General features: G+C 72.4%; 19 protein-coding genes and 2 pseudogenes. 13 read left to right on the top strand and 8 right to left on the bottom strand.

From position 1 onward, the window contains the following. The first annotated feature begins 53 nt into the window (after positions 1–53). The 10 genes and pseudogenes from ACIRG6_RS35080 (at position 54) to ACIRG6_RS35035 (ending at position 9,058) form a co-directional block, all read left to right on the top strand. The gene (locus tag ACIRG6_RS35080; protein ID WP_403325820.1) at positions 54–1,055 is read left to right on the top strand and encodes a fumarylacetoacetate hydrolase family protein; all 1,002 of its coding nucleotides are present in this window, start codon (positions 54–56) and stop codon (positions 1,053–1,055) included. Further along, complete coding sequence (locus tag ACIRG6_RS35075) at positions 1,052–2,044, top strand: cyclase family protein (protein WP_364824621.1); 993 nt, start codon at positions 1,052–1,054, stop codon at positions 2,042–2,044. Before ACIRG6_RS35080 ends, ACIRG6_RS35075 begins: the two co-directional genes overlap by 4 nt. Before the next feature lie 23 nt (positions 2,045–2,067). Further along, a complete protein-coding gene (locus tag ACIRG6_RS35070; RefSeq protein WP_403325817.1) occupies positions 2,068–3,198 on the top strand; it encodes an FAD-dependent oxidoreductase in 1,131 nt (376 codons plus the stop codon). Further along, positions 3,195–4,208, top strand: coding sequence for an amidohydrolase family protein (locus ACIRG6_RS35065; RefSeq protein WP_403325813.1), 1,014 nt, complete (start codon positions 3,195–3,197; stop codon positions 4,206–4,208). The genes ACIRG6_RS35070 and ACIRG6_RS35065 overlap by 4 nt, the downstream gene beginning before the upstream one ends. Positions 4,209–4,221: 13 nt before the next feature. Beyond that, the gene (locus tag ACIRG6_RS35060; protein ID WP_403325810.1) at positions 4,222–5,160 is read left to right on the top strand and encodes a VOC family protein; all 939 of its coding nucleotides are present in this window, start codon (positions 4,222–4,224) and stop codon (positions 5,158–5,160) included. Positions 5,161–5,276: 116 nt separating this feature from the next. Beyond that, positions 5,277–6,248, top strand: a complete 972-nt coding sequence (locus ACIRG6_RS35055) for a fumarylacetoacetate hydrolase family protein (protein WP_403325803.1) — start codon at positions 5,277–5,279, stop codon at positions 6,246–6,248. Next, positions 6,245–7,003 carry an SDR family NAD(P)-dependent oxidoreductase gene (locus ACIRG6_RS35050; RefSeq protein WP_403325800.1) on the top strand — a complete coding sequence of 253 codons (759 nt, stop codon included), beginning with the start codon at positions 6,245–6,247 and terminating at the stop codon, positions 7,001–7,003. The genes ACIRG6_RS35055 and ACIRG6_RS35050 overlap by 4 nt, the downstream gene beginning before the upstream one ends. Then, on the top strand, positions 7,000–7,152 hold the full coding sequence (locus ACIRG6_RS35045; RefSeq protein ID WP_403325797.1) for a hypothetical protein: 153 nt from the start codon (positions 7,000–7,002) through the stop codon (positions 7,150–7,152). The genes ACIRG6_RS35050 and ACIRG6_RS35045 overlap by 4 nt, the downstream gene beginning before the upstream one ends. A gap of 17 nt (positions 7,153–7,169) precedes the next feature. After that, a pseudogene (locus ACIRG6_RS35040) lies at positions 7,170–7,634 on the top strand (CoA-transferase); the annotation flags it as partial. Between the two features lie 137 nt (positions 7,635–7,771). Continuing rightward, complete coding sequence (locus ACIRG6_RS35035; RefSeq protein WP_364684352.1) at positions 7,772–9,058, top strand: phosphatase PAP2 family protein; 1,287 nt, start codon at positions 7,772–7,774, stop codon at positions 9,056–9,058. A 9-nt stretch (positions 9,059–9,067) separates the two neighbouring features. Here the strand turns inward: ACIRG6_RS35035 and ACIRG6_RS35030 are convergent, their stop codons facing one another. From ACIRG6_RS35030 to ACIRG6_RS35015, 4 genes and pseudogenes are all read right to left on the bottom strand, one after another. Beyond that, entirely contained in the window at positions 9,068–9,832 is a 765-nt protein-coding gene (locus ACIRG6_RS35030) for a glucose 1-dehydrogenase (RefSeq protein WP_350724120.1), read from the bottom strand. Between the two features lie 65 nt (positions 9,833–9,897). Continuing rightward, a complete protein-coding gene (locus tag ACIRG6_RS35025) occupies positions 9,898–10,518 on the bottom strand; it encodes a TetR/AcrR family transcriptional regulator (protein ID WP_364824640.1) in 621 nt (206 codons plus the stop codon). 9 nt (positions 10,519–10,527) lie between these two features. Next, positions 10,528–10,908, bottom strand: coding sequence for a hypothetical protein (locus ACIRG6_RS35020; protein WP_403325899.1), 381 nt, complete (start codon positions 10,906–10,908; stop codon positions 10,528–10,530). Positions 10,909–10,912: 4 nt separating this feature from the next. Further along, positions 10,913–11,215 (bottom strand): annotated as a pseudogene (locus ACIRG6_RS35015) (FUSC family protein); the annotation flags it as partial. 144 nt (positions 11,216–11,359) lie between these two features. Here ACIRG6_RS35015 and ACIRG6_RS35010 point away from each other — a divergent pair. Beyond that, positions 11,360–13,864 carry an ATP-dependent Clp protease ATP-binding subunit gene (locus ACIRG6_RS35010; RefSeq protein WP_364684344.1) on the top strand — a complete coding sequence of 835 codons (2,505 nt, stop codon included), beginning with the start codon at positions 11,360–11,362 and terminating at the stop codon, positions 13,862–13,864. After that, positions 13,861–14,400, top strand: a complete 540-nt coding sequence (locus tag ACIRG6_RS35005) for a DUF488 domain-containing protein (RefSeq protein WP_364824642.1) — start codon at positions 13,861–13,863, stop codon at positions 14,398–14,400. Before ACIRG6_RS35010 ends, ACIRG6_RS35005 begins: the two co-directional genes overlap by 4 nt. A gap of 4 nt (positions 14,401–14,404) precedes the next feature. On the opposite strand, the gene ACIRG6_RS35000 is transcribed toward ACIRG6_RS35005, so the two are convergent. Together ACIRG6_RS35000 and ACIRG6_RS34995 are read right to left on the bottom strand one after the other, a co-directional pair. Continuing rightward, positions 14,405–14,776 (bottom strand): DUF488 domain-containing protein, encoded by a 372-nt coding sequence (locus tag ACIRG6_RS35000; protein WP_364824644.1) that lies wholly within the window; start codon positions 14,774–14,776, stop codon positions 14,405–14,407. Next, entirely contained in the window at positions 14,773–15,150 is a 378-nt protein-coding gene (locus tag ACIRG6_RS34995; protein WP_403325790.1) for a GreA/GreB family elongation factor, read from the bottom strand. Before ACIRG6_RS34995 ends, ACIRG6_RS35000 begins: the two co-directional genes overlap by 4 nt. Positions 15,151–15,555: 405 nt before the next feature. On the opposite strand from ACIRG6_RS34995, the gene ACIRG6_RS34990 reads away from it, so the two are divergent. Further along, positions 15,556–15,756: a hypothetical protein gene (locus ACIRG6_RS34990; protein ID WP_403325896.1), complete on the top strand. Its 201-nt coding sequence runs from the start codon at positions 15,556–15,558 to the stop codon at positions 15,754–15,756. 26 nt (positions 15,757–15,782) lie between these two features. On the opposite strand, the gene ACIRG6_RS34985 is transcribed toward ACIRG6_RS34990, so the two are convergent. Both ACIRG6_RS34985 and ACIRG6_RS34980 read right to left on the bottom strand, forming a co-directional pair. After that, positions 15,783–16,715 (bottom strand): TIGR03564 family F420-dependent LLM class oxidoreductase, encoded by a 933-nt coding sequence (locus ACIRG6_RS34985; protein WP_364824647.1) that lies wholly within the window; start codon positions 16,713–16,715, stop codon positions 15,783–15,785. Then, a complete protein-coding gene (locus tag ACIRG6_RS34980) occupies positions 16,712–17,170 on the bottom strand; it encodes a MerR family transcriptional regulator (protein ID WP_364684337.1) in 459 nt (152 codons plus the stop codon). Before ACIRG6_RS34980 ends, ACIRG6_RS34985 begins: the two co-directional genes overlap by 4 nt. Positions 17,171–17,175 lie beyond the last annotated feature (5 nt).

Here is a 17,175-nt window from a genome sequence, read left to right as displayed (position 1 = left end):
TTCCCTGATCACGGGTGGCGGGTCCAGATTAGTCCCATCGTCATCAGGAGGACATGTCCGTGAAACCCGAACCCGTGTCCGCGCTCTTCGCCGGTCCGTTCGCCCTCGCCACCCTCTCGGCCCCGGACGAGCCGGCCTTCCCCGCCCTCGTCACTCCCGACTCCGAGGTCCTCGACCTGCGCGCCGCCCTCGGCGACGAACAGCTCGCCGTCCGGGACCTGCTGGAGAACTGGGAGACGGTCCTGCCGCGGCTGCGGACGCTCGCCGCCGACGGCGGCCTCCCCCGCCTGCCGCTGGCGGGCTTCCGCGTGCACGCGCCGGTGGAGCCGCGGCAGGTCTTCCAGTCGGGGGCCAACTACCGGCAGCACGTGATCGACCTGCACGTCGCGCACCGGGCCCCGGGTGACGACCGGCCGGAGGAGGAGCGGCGCGCCGAGGCGGCCGAGATCATGGACCGGCGGGCGGCCGAGGACCTGCCCTATGTCTTCATCGGCCTGCCGAGCGCGATCACCGGCCCTTACGACGACGTCGTACTCCCGGCGTGGGCCGAGAAGCCCGACTGGGAACTGGAGTTGGCGGCGGTCATCGGCCGGCCCGCCCACCGGGTGTCCGTCGAGGAAGCCCTCGGCCATGTCGCCGGTTACACGATCGCCAACGATCTGACCGACCGTGCCACGGTCTTCCGCCGGGACATGCCGCAGATCGGCACCGACTGGCTGCGCAGCAAGAACGCGCCCGGCTTCACACCGCTCGGCCCCTGGATCGTGCCGGCCGGATCGGTCGCGGACACGGGCGACCTGCGGCTGACGCTGAAGCTGAACGGCGAGACCATGCAGGACGAGTCGACCAAGGACATGATCTTCGACGTGGCGCGGATGGTGTCCTACGCGTCGCAGACCGCCCGGCTGCTGCCCGGCGACCTGGTGCTCACCGGCTCCCCGGCCGGCAACGGAATGCACTGGGGCCGGCTGCTGCGCGACGGCGACGTCATGGAGGGCTCGGTCACCGGACTCGGTGTCCAGCGCACCCGCTGTGTGGCGGAGGTCTCCCGGTGACACTGGACCGCACCGACCCCGAGGGCTCGATAGCGCGCGCCACGAAGGCGTACTCCAACTGGGGCCGCTGGGGCGAGGACGACGTCCTCGGCACGCTCAACTTCCTCGACGAGGCGGGGCGTCGTGAGGCCGCCGCGCTCGTCCGGCGGGGTGTCAGCTTCTCCCTCTCCCAGCGGTTCGACATGAACGGCCCGCAGAAGGGGTGGCGCCGGCGCACCAACCCGGTGCACACCATGCTCGACACCGGCACCGACGCCGCGCTCGGCAACCAGGGTTTCCCGCACGGCATCGGCGGCGCCGACGACGTCATCGCCATGCCGTTGCAGTGCTCCACCCAGTGGGACGGGCTCGGCCACATCTTCGACCACGGCAGGGCGTGGAACGGGCGCCCGGCGGAGAAGGTCGTCACCTCCGACGGCGACCTGGTCACCGGCATCGAGCACATGGCCCCGCACGTCGCCGGACGCGGTGTGCTGCTGGACGTCGGCCGGGCGGTCGGCGAGAACGGGGAACTGCCCGACGGCTTCGCCATCACCGAGGAGCACCTCACCGCCACCGCGCGGGCCCAGGGCGTGACCGTGGGGCGCGGCGACATCGTGCTGGTGCGCACCGGGCAGCTGTCCCGGGTGCGCCGATGGGGGTCCCCCCACGCCGAAGGCGGTGGGGGAGGCTGGGGCGACTACGCGGGCGGCCCCGCGCCCGGCCTGTCGTTCACCACGGCCGGCTGGCTGCACGGCACCGAGATCGCCGCGATCGCCACCGACACCTGGGGCTTCGAGGTCCGCCCGAACGAGTTCGAGCACGCCTTCCAGCCGCTGCACCAGGTCGCCATCCCGCACATCGGGCTGCTGATCGGCGAGATGTGGGACCTGGACGCCCTCGCCGAGGACTGCGCGGCCGACGGCGCGTACGCCTTCTGGCTCACCGCGGCGCCCCTGCCCATCACCGGCGCGGTCGGCTCGCCCGTCAACCCGATCGCGGTCAAGTAGACCGAGGAACGAAGGAGTTCTTCATGACCCAGCCCCGCACGGTCCTCGTCGTCGGTGGCGGCGCCGCCGGCAACGCCGTGACGATTCTGCTGCGCCGCGCCGGTCTCGCCGTGGACCTGATCGAGGCCAAGGACGACTGGAACGCCACCGCCGGCTCCGGCATCACCCTCCAGGGCAACGCCCTGCGCGTGCTGCGCGAACTCGGTGTCTGGGAGCGGGTGGAGGCGTCCGGCTTCGGTTTCGGCTCGGTCGGCATCACCGCCCCCGACGGGACCGTCCTGCACGTCCAGGACGACCTGCGCACCGGCGGCGACGACCTGCCCGCCACCGTCGGCATGCAGCGCCCCCGGCTCCAGCAGATCCTGATCGAGGCCGTCCGGTCGAGCGGCGCCACCGTCCGCCTCGGCACCACCGCCGAGATCCTGGACCAGGACGCCGACGGTGTCCGCGTACGCCTCAGCGACGGCACCGAGCGCCGCTACGACCTCGTGGTCGCCGCCGACGGCCTCGGCTCGGGCACCCGCGCCGCGATCGGCATCAGGGCGAAGCCCGAACCGACCGGCATGGCCATCTGGCGCGTCGCGGCCCCGCGCCCGGCCGGCGTGATCCGCACCGACCTCGCCTACGGCGGCCCGGCCTACATCGCCGGTTACTGCCCGACCAGCGAGACGACCCTGTACGCGTACGTCGTCGAGGCCAACCGGAACCGAGCCTCGATACCTGCCGAGTCGTACGCCGACGAGATGCGTCGCCTGGCCTCCGCCTACGGCGGCCACTGGCCGGAGATCACGGCGCACATCACCGATCCCGCGAAGGTCAACTACACCTGGTTCGACCGGATGCTGGTGGAGGGCTCCTGGCACCGCGGCCGGGTCGTCCTCGTCGGCGACGCCGCCCACTGCTGCCCGCCCACCCTCGCCCAGGGCGCCGCCCTGTCCCTGGAGGACGCCTGGGTGCTGGCCCAGATGCTGACCGCCACCGGGACCTGGGACGACGCGCTGTTCCAGGCGTACTACGAGCGACGCGTCCCCCGTGTCCGGCCCGTCGTCGAGGCGTCGGTGCAGATCGGCCGGTGGCAAGTGGACGGAGTGCGCGACGCCGACGTGCCCGGGCTGATGGGCCGCACCATGACGATGCTCCGGGAGCTGCCGTGACCTCGCGTACCGTTCCGACCGTCGACGTGCACGCCCACGTCCTGCTGCCCGAGGTCGACGCGCTCGTGGCGGGCCTGCCCGGCCACGCCGGGGCACGGGAGCTGGACGCCCGGCGCAACGGCCCCGCCGCCCTCGCCGTCAGCGGACCCATGGTCCGCGAACGCGTCCCCAGGCTGACCGACCCCGCCGTGCGCCTGGCCGCGATGGACGCACAGGGCGTCGACGTGCAACTGGTCAGCCCCTCCCCCTCGCACTACCACTACTGGGCCGACGAGGAGGCGGCCGAGAAGGTGTACCGCCTGGCCAACGAGGCGACGGCCGCGCACTGTTCGGCCGCCCCGGACCGGCTGCGCGGGCTCGGGCTCGTGCCCCTGCAGCACCCCGGCCCGGCCGTGGACGCCCTCGGGCACGCCCTGGAGCAGGGCCTGTCCGGAGTGGAGATCTCCAGCCACGCACCGGGCCGGGAACTCTCCGACCCGGCCTACGAGCCCTTCTGGACCCGGGCCGAGGAGACCGGCGCGATCGTCTTCCTGCACCCCTTCGGCTGCACGCTCGACGAGCGCCTGGACCAGTGGTACCTGTCCAACACGGTCGGCCAGCCCACCGAGAACGCCGTCGCGCTCTCGCACCTGATCTTCTCCGGGGTGCTCGACCGGCACCCCGGACTGAAGCTGGTCGCGGCGCACGGCGGCGGTTACCTGCCCACGCACATCGGCCGCTCCGACCACGCCTGGTCGGCCCGTCCGGACGCGGGCGCCGGCTGCGCGCACCTGCCCAGCAGCTACCTCAAGCGGCTGTACTTCGACTCCCTCGTCCACGACCCGCACGTGCTGCGGGAGCTGGTCCGGGTCGCCGGGGCGGACCGGGTGCTCCTCGGGTCCGACTTCCCCTTCGACATGGGCACCGAGGACCCGGTCGGCGCCCTGCGCGCCGCGCGCCTGTCCGGGGCCGACCTCGACGCCGTACGCGGCCGGAACGCCGCCGCCCTGCTCAACCTCGCCACCGCCTGAGGAGGACCATCCCATGAGCGCACGCCTGCTCACCCACCTGCGGCACGTCGACCTCGCCGTGCCCGACTACGACAAGCAGCTCGACTTCTACTCCGGCGTCTGGGGCCTGACCAAGGTCGCCGAGGACTCCGGCATCTCCTTCCTGGCCGCCGAGGGCTCCCCGGAGCAGTACGTCGTCCGGCTGCGCAAGGCCGGCGAGAAGCGCCTCGACCTGGTCTCCTACGGTGCCGCGTCCGCCGCCGACGTGGACACCCTCGCCGAGCGACTGCTCGCCGGCGGCGTGCAGTTGATCTCCCAGCCGGGCAAGGTCGACACCCCCGGCGGCGGCTACGGCTTCCGGTTCTTCGACGTCGACGGCCGCACCATCGAGGTCTCGGCCGATGTCGAGGTCAGGCAGCACCGCAGGATCGAGGAGAAGGAGTCCATCCCGGTCAAGCTCTCCCACGTCGTCCTCAACTCCCCGGACCTGAACCGCACCCGCGAGTGGTACGAGCGCCACCTCGGCTTCGCCCTCTCGGACACGCTGAGCTCGCCGCACATGGGCGAGGTCATGCACTTCATGCGGATCAGCAACCAGCACCACTCGATGGCCATCGCCCAGGGCCCGCACACCGCCCTGCACCACGTCTCCTTCGAGATGCGCGGCATCGACGAGTACATGCGCGGCTCGGGCCGGGTCATGCGGGCGGGCTTCAAGAAGATCTGGGGTCCGGGCCGGCACATGGCCGGGGACAACACGTTCACGTACTTCCTCGACCCGCACGGCAACACCGTCGAGTACACCACCGAGCTGGAGTGCCTGGACGAGGACACCTGGCACCCCCACGTCTACGACTTCTCCCGGCCCGAGGTCACCGACCAGTGGGGCACCGCCAACCCCATGAACGAGCTGGTCGCGAAGGAGTCCTTCAACGACCCCGACCACGGTGTGTTCGTGGCCCCGCCGGTCTGATCCCGCACCCCCTCCCCGGGGACGCGCCGGTGGCGTCCACGCCCTGGCTCCCGCCGTCGCGTCCCCGGTTCACCCCTGCCTCTCTCCGCCCCTTCCTCTCCGCCAGGAGCGACATCATGCGTTTCGCCGCTTACGAACAACGCCACCGCCGCCGGGTGGCCGTCGTGGAGGAGGACGGCACGCTCTTCCCGCTGCCGGGCGTCTCCTCGCTCTCCACGCTGCTCGGCGAGACGGACGGCCTGCCCGGGCTGCTCGCCGCCGGCCGGCAGGCGCTCGACGTCCCGCCGGGCCCGCACGTCTCCCAGGTGCGGCTGCTTCCTCCGCTCCAGCCCGCGTCCGTACGGGACTTCGTCACCTTCGAGAAACACGTCGAAGGCGTACGCCGCTCCGTCGACGGCGTAGCCGGCGTGCCCGAGCAGTGGTACGCGGCGCCGACCTTCTACTTCACCAACCCGCACGCGATCTACGGCCCCCACGACGACATTCCGATGCCGCCCGGGGCGGCCGTGCTGGACTTCGAGCTCGAAGTGGGCGCCGTGATCGGCCGCGAGGGCCGTGACCTCACCCCCGGGCAGGCCCGCGACCACATCGTCGGCTACACCGTCTTCAACGACTGGTCCGCCCGGGACCTCCAGTCGGCGGAGATGAAGGTCGGCCTCGGCCCCTGCAAGGGCAAGGACACCGCCACCACCCTCGGCCCGTACCTGGTCACCGCCGACGAACTGGAGCCGTACCGGGACGCCGACGGCTTCCTGCGCCTGTCCCTGACCGCGGAGATCAACGGCGAGACGGTCGGCGAGGACCTGCTGTCCAACATGAGCTGGACGTTCGAGGAGATGACCGCCTACGCCTCCCGCGGCACCCGAGTCGTGCCGGGCGACGTGCTCGGCTCGGGCACCTGCGGCAACGGCGGCTGCCTGGCCGAGCTGTGGGGCCTGCGCGGTGAGCGGACCCCGCCGCCGCTGAAGCCGGGCGACACCGTCGGCCTCACCGTCGAGGGGATCGGCACCGTGACCAGCACCGTCGTGCCCGGTGTGGCGCCCGTACCGCTTCCGGCCGGCCGGCGGCGGACCCGGGAGCGGCCGTGAGCGACCTGCTCCCCAAGAGGCTGCTCGGCAAGGTGGTGGTCGTCACGGGCGCGGCCCGCGGCCAGGGCGCCGCCGAGGCCGAGGCCCTCACCCGCGAGGGCGCCCGGGTCATCGCCACCGATGTGACGCCCGAGAGGGACTGCCGCCGCCTCGACGTCAGCAGCGACGGCGAATGGGCCGCGCTGGCCGCCGAGTTGAGGGGAGCGTACGGCGAGGTCCACGGCCTGGTGAACAACGCGGGCATCACCTGGCGGGCGCGGATCGGCGACGTGCGGGCGGCGGACTTCGAGCGGGTGCACTCGGTCAACGTCACCGGTCCGCTCCTCGGCATCCAGCACCTGAGCCCGCTGATGCCGCCGGGCTCCTCGATCGTCAACGTCGGCTCCTCCGCCGCGCTCACCGCCCACTACCCGGTGGCCTACACGGCGAGCAAGTGGGGGCTGCGGGGCCTGTCGAAGACCGCCGCCCTCGCACTCGGGCCGCGCGGCATCCGTGTGAACACCGTCCACCCGGGCTACATCGAGACCGAGATGACCGCCTCGGCCGCCCCCGCGTTCCGTGCGGCCAACGTCCGGGAGACCCCGCTCGGCCGTACCGGCACCGTCGGCGAGGTCGCCCCGCTGGTCGTGTTCCTGCTGTCGGACGAGTCGTCGTTCATCACCGGTGCGGAGATCCCCGTCGACGGCGGCCTCACCGCGCACGGCGGCGTCAAGTCCGTCTCCGACGCCGTGCTCGGGACGGGGGCCGGCGGATGAGGCGGCCGGAGGACAAGGTGGCCCTGCTCTCCGGCACCGCCCTCGGCGGCATCGTCCACGCCGACGCCGCGGCCGGCACGGCACTCTTCCCGGCCTCCGAGGAGGCCGCGTACGTCACCGGCGCCGACCGAAAGGAACCCCGCACGTGAACAAGGTCCGCGGCAGTGCCGCCGAGGCGGTCGCCGACATTGCGGACGGTGCCTCGCTCGCCGTCGGCGGCTTCGGCCTCTCCGGCGCCCCCGCCGCCCTCATCGACGCCCTGTACGGCCACATCGACACCGCCGTCCTCGGTGCCATGCAGGTGTCGGAGAGCGGCGACCTGGCCAACTGGATGATCCCCGGCAAGACGGTCAAGGGCATGGGCGGGGCCATGGACCTCGTCCACGGCGCGCGCCGCGTCATCGTCCTGATGGAACACACCGCCAAGGACGGCAGCCCGAAGATCGTCCGGGAGTGCACGCTGCCCCTCACCGGCGAGCGCTGCGTGCACCGCGTCGTCACCGACCTCGGCGTCATGGACGTCACCGAGGACGGCCTCACCCTCGTGGAGACCGCCCCGGGCGTCACCGTCGAGGAGATCACCGCGCGCACCGGCGCTCCCCTCGACAGGACGCCCACAGCTTGCCGCTAGCATGTTCGAGCTCACGACGATCCCCCTGATCGTCGGCTCTTCACCGGAAGACCATGCCGAACAGAACCACTCCCCCTCGAATACCCCGGCGGACAGACCGCGCTCCTGTGTTCGCCGCGTGGCGCCGGCCACGCACGATGCTGTGGGCCACGGCGGGTGTGGCGACCCTCGGTTTTCTCGTGGTGCTGGAATGCGCCGCGCGCCACTACGGCCTGCCGGGGCCGATCACCCACCAGGCACGCGAGGTGATCTTCACCCCGGCGTCGGGGCCGCTGCTGTACGGCGGGCTGGCGTTGACGATGGTGGTGCTCACCTGGCGGCAACGGCTCGTCTCGGTCGCCGTCGCGGTCGCCGTCGACGTCGTCTTCGCGCTGGTGCGGTGGACGGCCGGTGCCGACATGGAGTTCGGCAACGGCGCCCTGTGGGTGGTCCTGGGCTGGGCGGTCGTCGCGGTCACGCGCCGCACCGGCCGGGAGCGGCTGCTGCTCCTGAAGGGCGTCGGGCTGGGGCTGCTGCTGGTGGCCGGGCACAAGACGGGCGACACCTGGCTGCTCATCACCTCCAAGACCCGGCCGACGGTGCTCGACCAGTACGTGGCGACCGCGGATCACGCGCTGGGCAACCCGTCGTGGCTGGTCGGCCGGATCGTCGAGGCCGCCCAGCCGGTCAGCGGCCACGCCCTGCACCTGGTCTACGGTCAGCTTCCGCTGGCAGCGGCCGTCGTCGGGCTCTACCAGCTGCGCCATGTGGCGGTCGAGCGCCGTTTCCCACGCCACCACCTGGTGCGCACCTTCCTGATGATCGGTCTGCTGGGACCGGCCGTGTACATGCTCTTCCCGGTCGTGGGACCGGTCTTCGCCTACGGCCCCGAAGGCGGGTCCTGGGCGGCGGCCGACCTGTGGCCCGGCACGCTGCCGCCGGTCGGCGTCCCGCACTCGATGCCGTTCGACGCGGTCACCCCGCGCAACTGCATGCCCAGCCTGCACACGGCGTGGGCCACCACGCTCTTCGTCCACACCCGCAAGGGTTCTCGGACCATGCGCTGGGCAGGAACGTTCTGGCTGGTCGCCACCCTCACCGCGACGCTGGGCTTCGGCTACCACTACGGCGCGGACCTTGTCGCCGGTGTGGTGTTCGCGCTCACCGTCGAGGCGGCGATGCGCTCGCTGGCACGCGGCTGGGACCGGTCGGCCACCCTGCTGGTCACCCACGGCGCGACGGTCTTCGCCGCGCTGCTGGTGTCGTACCGCTTCCTGCCGAGGGAGATGGCCGGGCATCCGTGGCTGTTCGGGCCGCTGCTGGTCCTGGCGATGGCCTCGGTGATCCACGGCTACGTGCGGACGACCGGGCAGTGGGAGCCGAAGGCCGCGCCGGCACCGCAACCGGGGCCGAGCCCCACGGAGCCGCGGCCCGAGCTCGTGTGAGGCGGCGTCCTACTGGCCCATGACGTACTTCACCGTCGGGCCGGTGGTCCAGCCGCCGTCCACCGCCAGCTCCGCACCGGTGACGTACGAGGCGGCGTCCGAGAGCAGGAAGACCACCGCGCCGGCGATCTCGTCGGCCTCCCCGACCCGGCCCATCGGGGTGTTGGGGTACTTGCCCTCGCCCCGTTCGATGCCCACGGCGGCGGTCATCGGCGTGTAGGTCATGCCCGGGTGGACGGAGTTGACGCGGATCCCCGCCGTGCCGAGCTCCACCGCGCCGATCTTCGTGAGCCCGCGGACGCCCCACTTGGAGGCGCCGTAGCCGGCCGTCAGGGCCAGGCCCATGAGGCCCGCCGCGGAGGAGATGTTGACGATGGAGCCACCGCCGGCCTCCTTCATCGCGGGTATGGCGGTCCGCATGCCGATGAAGACACCGGTCAGGTTGATGTCGAGGACCTTGCGGAAGTGCTCGACGGACTCGTTCTCCAGGAGCGTGCCGGTGGAGATGCCGGCGTTGTTGACCAGGCCGTGCAGCCCGCCGAACTCCGCGACGGCGTGGGCGACGGCCGCCGCCCACTCCTCCTCGGAGGTCACGTCGTGCCGGACGAAGCGGGCCCGGTCGCCGAGGGCGTCGGCGGTGGCCCTGCCGTCCTCGTCGAGCACGTCGGTGATCACCACGTTGGCGCCGGCGGCCACCGCCTGGCGGGCCGCTTCGGCACCGAGGCCGCGGGCGCCGCCGGTGATCAGCACGGTCTTGCCGGTGAGATCGTTCATGAGAGGTCCTTTCAGGGCCGTTCGGGGTCGCACGGGGTCGTGCGGGCGGTCGGGGGGCCGGGAGATCAGGGCCGCGGGGCCCGGAGCAGTGCGGTGGTGGTGCCGACCAGGTCGGCGAGGAACAGCTCCTCGCCGGTCAGCGGTTCGGTGCCGTCCAGGTACTGCCGGGCGCGGTCCGCCAGGGCGGCTCCCACCACCGTGAGCGCCAGGTCGAGGCGCTCCAGGAGCAAGGGCTCGGGCAGGCCGTCGGCGGCCAGGCGGGCCTCGATCCGCTCGATCAGGCGCCAGTAGGCCGTGCCGGCGAGCGTGGGGTGGGGCGTGCGGGCGCGGACGCCGCTCTCATGGCTGAGCTGCGCGGAGATGCGCAGACACCGGAGGCCCCGGTCGTCGCGCAGCTCACTGGCCTCCGCCGTGACCAGTGCGCCGACCAGCGCGGCCACCTCGTCCGGCGCCGCTTCCAGAAGCGGCGCGAGCACCCGCTCGGTGCGCTGCTGGCGGCCGGCCATGACCGCGTCCAGCAGCCCGGCGCGGGAGCCGAAGTGGTACTGCACGGCCGACGGATTGCCCTGCCCGGCCAGGGCGACGACGTCCCGCAACTGTGCACCGTGGACGCCCTGCTCGGCGAAGAGCGTCTCCGCCGCACGGATCAGCTTCTCCCGGGTCTCGGGTCCGGAGGTTCTCGCCATGCCCGCATATTAATGCTCGACATTAGAAAACGGAAACGTCCTCTTCACGGCCGGGGGACGGTGCAGCCGGGCGAGCAGGCGACAGGCACGCTGCTCGGTGGTCGCGAGCAGGGCCGGGTCGATCCCGGCCGGCCGCTGTTCCCCGGAAGCGGCGTCGTCGGCCTCGCGGAGCTCCACGACGGCCGGTGCCGGCGCTACCGGGATGTGGGCGGGCGGCGGCCCGGCGAGGTTCCTGAGCACCCGTTCGGCACGGTCCGCGTCCTGCTCGCACCCGGCCGGCGCGCACTCCACCCGGACCGCGGCGCAGTCGTGCACGACGAGCAGCGCGCACCCCCAGGGCGCCGACGATTCCGACGACGCTGCCCAGGACGCGGTCGAGGACGAGCTCACCGGCCGGGGCGGGAGCCGCCAGGTCGCTCATCAGCAGTGCCGGCGGCGTGACGAAGACGACGGCCGGGGCGTAGTTGCGGACGACGGCGTACTCCGGCAGGAACTCCAGGACGACGATCAGCACCGCCAGGACCACGGGTTCGACGCCCGCGGCCAGGGCCGCGAAGGCGAGCAGCAGTCCGGCGGCCGAGCCCAGGGCGCGCTGGGCGGCACGCTGCGACGTGATCCGCAGGTTGACCGGGTGCAGCACGGCGGCCGCGGAGATCGCCGCCCAGTGACCGCGCTCGACAGGGAGAAGAGCGGCCACTCCTCCCGCCACACCGGTGCCCAGGCCGTCCGCACGGCGAGCACGGCGAAGGGGGCGGTTCCGTGCAGGCCCCTCCCCGGGTTGCGGGGCCCTCGGCGACGCGCTTCGGTTGAAGGACCCCCTGTCACTGCACGAGGAGCTGTCATGTCGATGTCGTCCTTCGGTTTCGGCTCGTCCGACCCGTTCAGTGACCTGTTGAACCGGTTCTTCGGCATGTCGCCCACGTCCTCGCCCCCGGCGGTGCAGCGGGTGCCGATCGGGCGGCTGCTGACCGAGTCCTCGCAGGAGCTCCTCAACCTGGCGGCGCGGCGTGCCGTGGAGGACGGGACGTCCGACCTCGACACCGAGCACCTGCTGTGGGCGGCCACGAAGGTCGACCCCGCGCGCGGGCTGCTCGCACAGGCCGGGGCGGACCCCGACGCGCTCGCCTCCCGGATCGCGCAGGTCCTTCCCCGCGAGTCGGGCGAGCCGTCCTCGGAGCCGGGCCTCACCCCGGCCGCCAAGCGCACCCTCGCCACCGCCTACGCCCGTTCCCAGGCGGCCGGTGTGTCCTACATCGGGCCCGAGCACATCCTCGGTGCGCTGCTGGACGGCGCCGACACGGGGGCCGCCCGGCTGCTGAGGGCGGAGGGCGAGGACGTGAAGAAGCTCGCGGGCCTCACGGAGCGGGCGGCCCGCACGGAAGGGCAGCAGCCCGCCGAGCGGGGTGAGCCCGCGACGACCCTCGACGAGTACGGGCGGGACCTGACGGACGAGGCGAAGGCCGGGAAGCTCGACCCCGTCGTCGGACGGGCCGAGGAAATCGAGCAGACCGTCGAGATCCTCTCGCGGCGCTCCAAGAACAACCCCGTTCTGATCGGGGAACCCGGCGTCGGCAAGACCGCGATCGTGGAAGGACTGGCGCAGCGCATCGTGGCCGGCGAGGTTCCCGACACCCTGAAGGACAAGAGGGTCGTCGCCCTCGACCTGTCCGGCATGGTGGCGGGCGCACAGTACCGTGGCCAGTTCGAGGAGCGGCTGAAGAAGGTCATCGAGGACGTCCAGCAGGCGAGCGGGAACATCATCCTGTTCATCGACGAACTGCACACCGTCGTCGGCGCGGGCGCCACCGGCGAGGGCTCGATGGACGCGGGCAACATGCTCAAGCCGGCCCTCGCGCGCGGGGAGCTGCACGTGGTGGGCGCGACGACCATCGACGAGTACCGCAAGTACGTCGAGAAGGACGCCGCCCTCGAACGCCGCTTCCAGCCGGTGATGGTGCCCGAGCCGACGGTCGAGGAGACGGTGCAGATCCTCGAAGGGCTCCGTGACGTGTACGAGGCCCACCACCAGGTCCGTTTCGCCGACGGCGCGCTGGCGGCGGCGGCTGACCTGTCGGACCGTTACGTCAGCGACCGTTTCCTGCCCGACAAGGCGATCGACGTGATGGACCAGGCGGGAGCGCGGGTGCGCCTGCGCAGCGCCAGCCGTTCCACCGAGGTCGTCAGCCGCGAGGACCGCATCGCCAAGCTGCGCCGGGAACAGGACCAGGCCGTCGCCGCACAGGACTTCGAGAAGGCCGCGCAGCTGAAGGGGGAGATCGCCGAGGCGGAGGGCGAACTCGCGGGCATCGAGGAACGTCGCGAGGGCGTCGTCTCCGTCACCGCCGCCGACATCGCGGACGTGATCTCCCGCCGTACGGGCATCCCCGTCTCCCAGCTCACCGCGAGCGAGAAGGAGAGGCTGCTCCGGCTGGAGGAGGAGATGCACTCCCGGATCGTCGGCCAGGACGAGGCGGTCACCGCCGTCTCCCGGGCCGTGCGCCGCAACCGGGCCGGCATGGGCGACCCGAACCGCCCCGTTGGCTCCTTCCTCTTCCTCGGTCCCACCGGTGTGGGCAAGACGGAACTGGCCAAGACCCTCGCCGAGCTGCTGTTCGGCGAGGAGGACCGCATGATCCGGTTCGACATGAGCGAGTTCCAGGAGAAGCACACGGTCGCCCGTCTCGTCGGAGCCCCTCCCGGCTACGTCGGGTACGAGGAGGCGGGCCAGCTCACCGAGAAGGTCCGCCGGCAGCCCTACAGCGTGGTCCTGTTCGACGAGGTGGAGAAGGCCCACCCCGACGTGTTCAACACGCTGCTGCAGATCCTCGACGACGGACGCCTCACCGACGGCCAGGGCCGCACCGTCGACTTCCGGCACTGTGTCGTCATCATGACGTCCAACATCGGGGCCCACCGGATCCTCGACCACAAGGGCGACGTGTCCGACCTCAAGGACGAGCTGATGGGGGAACTGCGGGCCAGGTTCCTGCCGGAGTTCCTCAACCGCATCGACGACATCATCGTCTTCCACGGCCTCACCGAGAACGACCTGGGCGTGATCGTCGATCACCTGCTGGGCCAGAGCGAGCGCCGGGTGCACGCGCAGGGCTTGAAGCTGGAGGTCACGGAGGCCGCGAAGAAACTGCTGATCGCCCACGGGCACCAGCCGGAGTTCGGCGCGCGCCCGTTGCGGCGCACGATCCAGGCCGAACTCGACAACCGCATCGCCGACCTGCTGCTCGGCGGGGAGGCCGATCCCGGTGACACCATCGTCGCCGACGTGCGCGACGACTCGCTGCACTGCACGGTCAGGAAGGGCGGTGGCTCCGAGCCCGCGACTCCATGACGAACCGTGTCTGCACGGTGGGGCACTCGACCCGCGACTTCGACGAGATGCTGACGATGCTGCGGAACAACGAGGTGACCGACCTCGTCGACGTGCGCTCGTTCCCCTCGTCACGGAAGTACCCGCAGTGGAACCAGTCCGCGATCGTCGACGCGCTCCCTGCCGACATCGCCTACCGGCGGATTCCCGAGCTGGGCGGTCGACGGCACACCCCGAAGGGCGTGCCGAGCGAGAACGGCGCATGGCGGGTCAAGGCGTTCCGGGACTACGCCGACCACATGGCGAGCGACGAATTCAAGAACGGGCTGGACGAGTTGATCGGCCTCGCCGCACAGGGGCGGCGGCCGGCGATCATGTGCAGTGAGGCGGTGCCCTGGCGCTGCCATCGCAGGCTGATCACCGACGCCCTGATCGTCGCCGGCGTGGAGGTCGCGCACATCATGTCGGCCACGACGACGAAGCCCGCCGCCCTGAACCCTCACGCGCGCGTCCGGGACGGACGCCTGACCTACCCGCCGGGCGAGGACAATGCGTGAGGCCTCATGGTGAGGTGCTGCCGTCGTTCAGCCATTCAGCCAGCACGGCGGCCTCGCTGTGGTCCGCGTCCTTGGTGGCCGTCAGCAGCGTGACCCTGTCGTGGGCCGCCAGGTCGCGCAGCTCCCGGACGGCCTGCTCGTGCTCCGGGTCGTCCAGCTCGGCGACATAGCGGCGGCGGAATTCGGCGAAGCGTTCGGGGTCGTGGTGGTACCAGCGGCGCAGACCGGTCGAGGGCGCGACGTCCTTCAGCCACTCGTCCAGGTGGGCCGCCTCCTTGCTCACCCCGCGCGGCCACAGGCGGTCCACCAGCACCCGCTTGCCGTCCTGCGGCGACGGCTCCTCGTACACCCTGCGATAGGCGATCTCTCCGGTCACGGGGGTCCTTCCTGTCGACCGTCCGCCGGTGGTGTCCGACCGGCTGCCGCCCCGCCCAGGGACACGACGGCGGCGGTCGTGCGCCCTTCCGGCGTGTCGTAGGTGACCGTGTCCCCGGGGCGACGGCCGAGGAGGGCGCGCCCGAGGGGGCCCTCGGGCGTGATCAGTTCCTGGTCCGACGCCTCGGCACGCTCGCCGATCTCGAGGGTCTCCTCCGTGCCGTCGCCGTACCGCACGGTGACCGAGCTGCCCACGCCCTCCTCGGAGTCCCGCAGCGTCGCCGCGACTCTCGGGCGTTCGGCCTGCAGGTCGGAGCGTTCCTGTTCGAGGGCGTGCCGGGCGTCGGCGCCGATGGGTGCGGGTTCGCTGGGCATTGCTGGTCCTCTGCGTGCAGGAGGCAGCCGGGGCACGATCTGCGGGACATTTTAGTCGGGTTCGTGCCCGACATCGCCTCGAGTCGCGTCGCTCGGTGCCGTGTGGAACGGTGGGGATGGTCAGCGCTCGCAACGCTCCCCCACCTGCACGGGGAGGAGGGTGACATGTCTTCGAAGCGACGTCGGAAGAAGAAGGCGCGCCGCAATCACGCCGCCAACCACGGGAAGCGGCCACAGTCCTGAGGGCCCGGTCGGACACGAACGCGGCAGTCCGGACACGGACCGCGGGGACGGCGGGCAGGCGTGTGCATCGGCCTCCCGCCTTCCCTCGCGTCCGGGAGACGGCCGGGCGACGTGCCCGGCGGGCCTTGAGGCACAGCCTCGGCGGCGACGCCGGGGCCGGCGGTGTCCGGAGCAGGTGGGCCATGCACAGCGTCGAGGAAACGCACCGAGCGCCGGGCCGAGGACTTCGAGGTCGTCCCGTACCCGGCCGCGCGCGGTTCCGCCGCCGCGTACTACCCCGAGACCAACGTCCTGGTGCCGCTGGACAGCGTTGCCGACATCAGCAACCAGCCGACGTCCAAGGGGATCGTGGTGCGCCTGTAGCCCGCCGCCGTCCGGTCGGCGTCGGTCTAGGCGTCGGTTCCGGCGAGGGACCCGAGCAGGTCCCAGGTGCGTCGCCGGCCGGTGTCGCCCGCGAGCTCCGTCGACGTGAACACCACCTCCGTCGCCCCGGCGTCCCGGTACCGCCCCACCTCGGCGGCGACCGTCCGCTCGTCGCCGATCACGGCCACGTCGACCGCCCGACGGGCCCCGGACAGCTCGATGGCCCGGGCGTAGGACGGGAACTGCTCGTAGAAGGCCAGCTGTTCGGCGGCCTTCTCGCGCACGGCGGTCACGTCGTCGGTGACCACGCCGGGTACGAGTGCCACGATGCGGGGCGCGGGACGGCCGGCTGCCGCGGCGGCCGCGGTCACGGCGGGAACGATGTGCTCGGCGAGGGCTCGGGGCCCGGCGAGGTAGGGGAGGATCCCGTCGGCGAGTTCGCCGCTCGCCCTCAGTGCCTGGGGGCCCATCGCGGCGACCAGCAGCGGCACGCCGGCCTCCGCTCCCGGCACGCGCGCGGGTACCGGTGTGGTGGCGCTGAGCAGCTCGCCGTGGAAGTCGGCCGAGCCCGTCTCGGTCAACTGCCGTACCACGGTGAGGAACTCGCGCAGTCGGCGGACGGGCCGCTCGTGGGGGATGCCGAAGCCCTGTTCCGTGAGCAGTCTGGTGCCGAGGGCGAGTCCGAGGTGGTACCGGCCGTGCGTGGCCGCCTGTGCCGTGAGGGCCTGGCCGGCGACGGTGAGCGGGTGCCGGCCGAAGACGGGGACCGCGGACGTTCCCACGTGGAGAGCCGGTACCTCGCGTCCGACGATCGCCGCGAGCTGGGGCGAGTCGGCGCCGAAGGTCTGGCCGAACCAGGCCGACCGGAGCCCGGCTGCCGCCGCCTCCCGGGCCAGTCGCACGCTTGCGTCGATCTGGTTGTCGGCGTCGGTCGCGTTGAGAGCCACTCCCACAGTCATGACTGCGCCAACCCGGATCCGGGACCGCCGATTCCCGGTGCCGTGCGACAACCGCGTTGCGGTTTCGTGAACGAGCCCGGGGCCGGGTCGAGTCCGGCCCGCAGCGCGTCGCGCAGCCGGGTGAGCCGCTCGATCTCCGAGTCGAGCGCGGCGATGCGGCGCCGTACCACCGCCGTGCCGACGACGGCCGGTTCGCCGGGTGCCGCCGGGTCGCAGGGCCGGGGCGGCCGGCCCGCGAGCAGCGGAAGGCGGTCGGCGATCCCGGCCAGGTCCTCGACGGTGAGGCCGAGGCCGAGGAGGTACCGGACGACACGCAGCACGGCGAGGTCCTCGGGCGTGTAGTCGCGCTGACCGGCCCTGGTGCGGCGCGGTGGCGGCAGCAGTCCCCGCTGCTCGTAGAAGCGCAGCGCCCTCGGTGTCGCGCCGACGGCTGCCGCGGCGTCGCCGATCCGCATCGTGT

It is taken from the genome of Streptomyces flaveolus, from assembly GCF_044765825.1.
Lineage (GTDB): Bacteria > Actinomycetota > Actinomycetes > Streptomycetales > Streptomycetaceae > Streptomyces > Streptomyces flaveolus.
The sequence above is the reverse complement of the archived record's forward strand: the minus strand, read 5'-3'. Positions and strand labels throughout refer to the sequence as shown.

Coding starts and splice junctions, on each gene's coding strand:
- ACIRG6_RS35080 (WP_403325820.1), top strand. CDS start 54: ATGTCCGTGAAACCCGAACCCGTGTCCGCGCTCTTCGCCGGTCCGTTC.
- ACIRG6_RS35070 (WP_403325817.1), top strand. CDS start 2,068: ATGACCCAGCCCCGCACGGTCCTCGTCGTCGGTGGCGGCGCCGCCGGC.
- ACIRG6_RS35060 (WP_403325810.1), top strand. CDS start 4,222: ATGAGCGCACGCCTGCTCACCCACCTGCGGCACGTCGACCTCGCCGTG.
- ACIRG6_RS35055 (WP_403325803.1), top strand. CDS start 5,277: ATGCGTTTCGCCGCTTACGAACAACGCCACCGCCGCCGGGTGGCCGTC.
- ACIRG6_RS35045 (WP_403325797.1), top strand. CDS start 7,000: ATGAGGCGGCCGGAGGACAAGGTGGCCCTGCTCTCCGGCACCGCCCTC.
- ACIRG6_RS35035 (WP_364684352.1), top strand. CDS start 7,772: ATGCTGTGGGCCACGGCGGGTGTGGCGACCCTCGGTTTTCTCGTGGTG.
- ACIRG6_RS35030 (WP_350724120.1), bottom strand. CDS start 9,832: ATGAACGATCTCACCGGCAAGACCGTGCTGATCACCGGCGGCGCCCGC.
- ACIRG6_RS35025 (WP_364824640.1), bottom strand. CDS start 10,518: ATGGCGAGAACCTCCGGACCCGAGACCCGGGAGAAGCTGATCCGTGCG.
- ACIRG6_RS35010 (WP_364684344.1), top strand. CDS start 11,360: ATGTCGATGTCGTCCTTCGGTTTCGGCTCGTCCGACCCGTTCAGTGAC.
- ACIRG6_RS35005 (WP_364824642.1), top strand. CDS start 13,861: ATGACGAACCGTGTCTGCACGGTGGGGCACTCGACCCGCGACTTCGAC.
- ACIRG6_RS34995 (WP_403325790.1), bottom strand. CDS start 15,150: ATGCCCAGCGAACCCGCACCCATCGGCGCCGACGCCCGGCACGCCCTC.
- ACIRG6_RS34985 (WP_364824647.1), bottom strand. CDS start 16,715: ATGACTGTGGGAGTGGCTCTCAACGCGACCGACGCCGACAACCAGATC.
- ACIRG6_RS34980 (WP_364684337.1), bottom strand. CDS start 17,170: ATGCGGATCGGCGACGCCGCGGCAGCCGTCGGCGCGACACCGAGGGCG.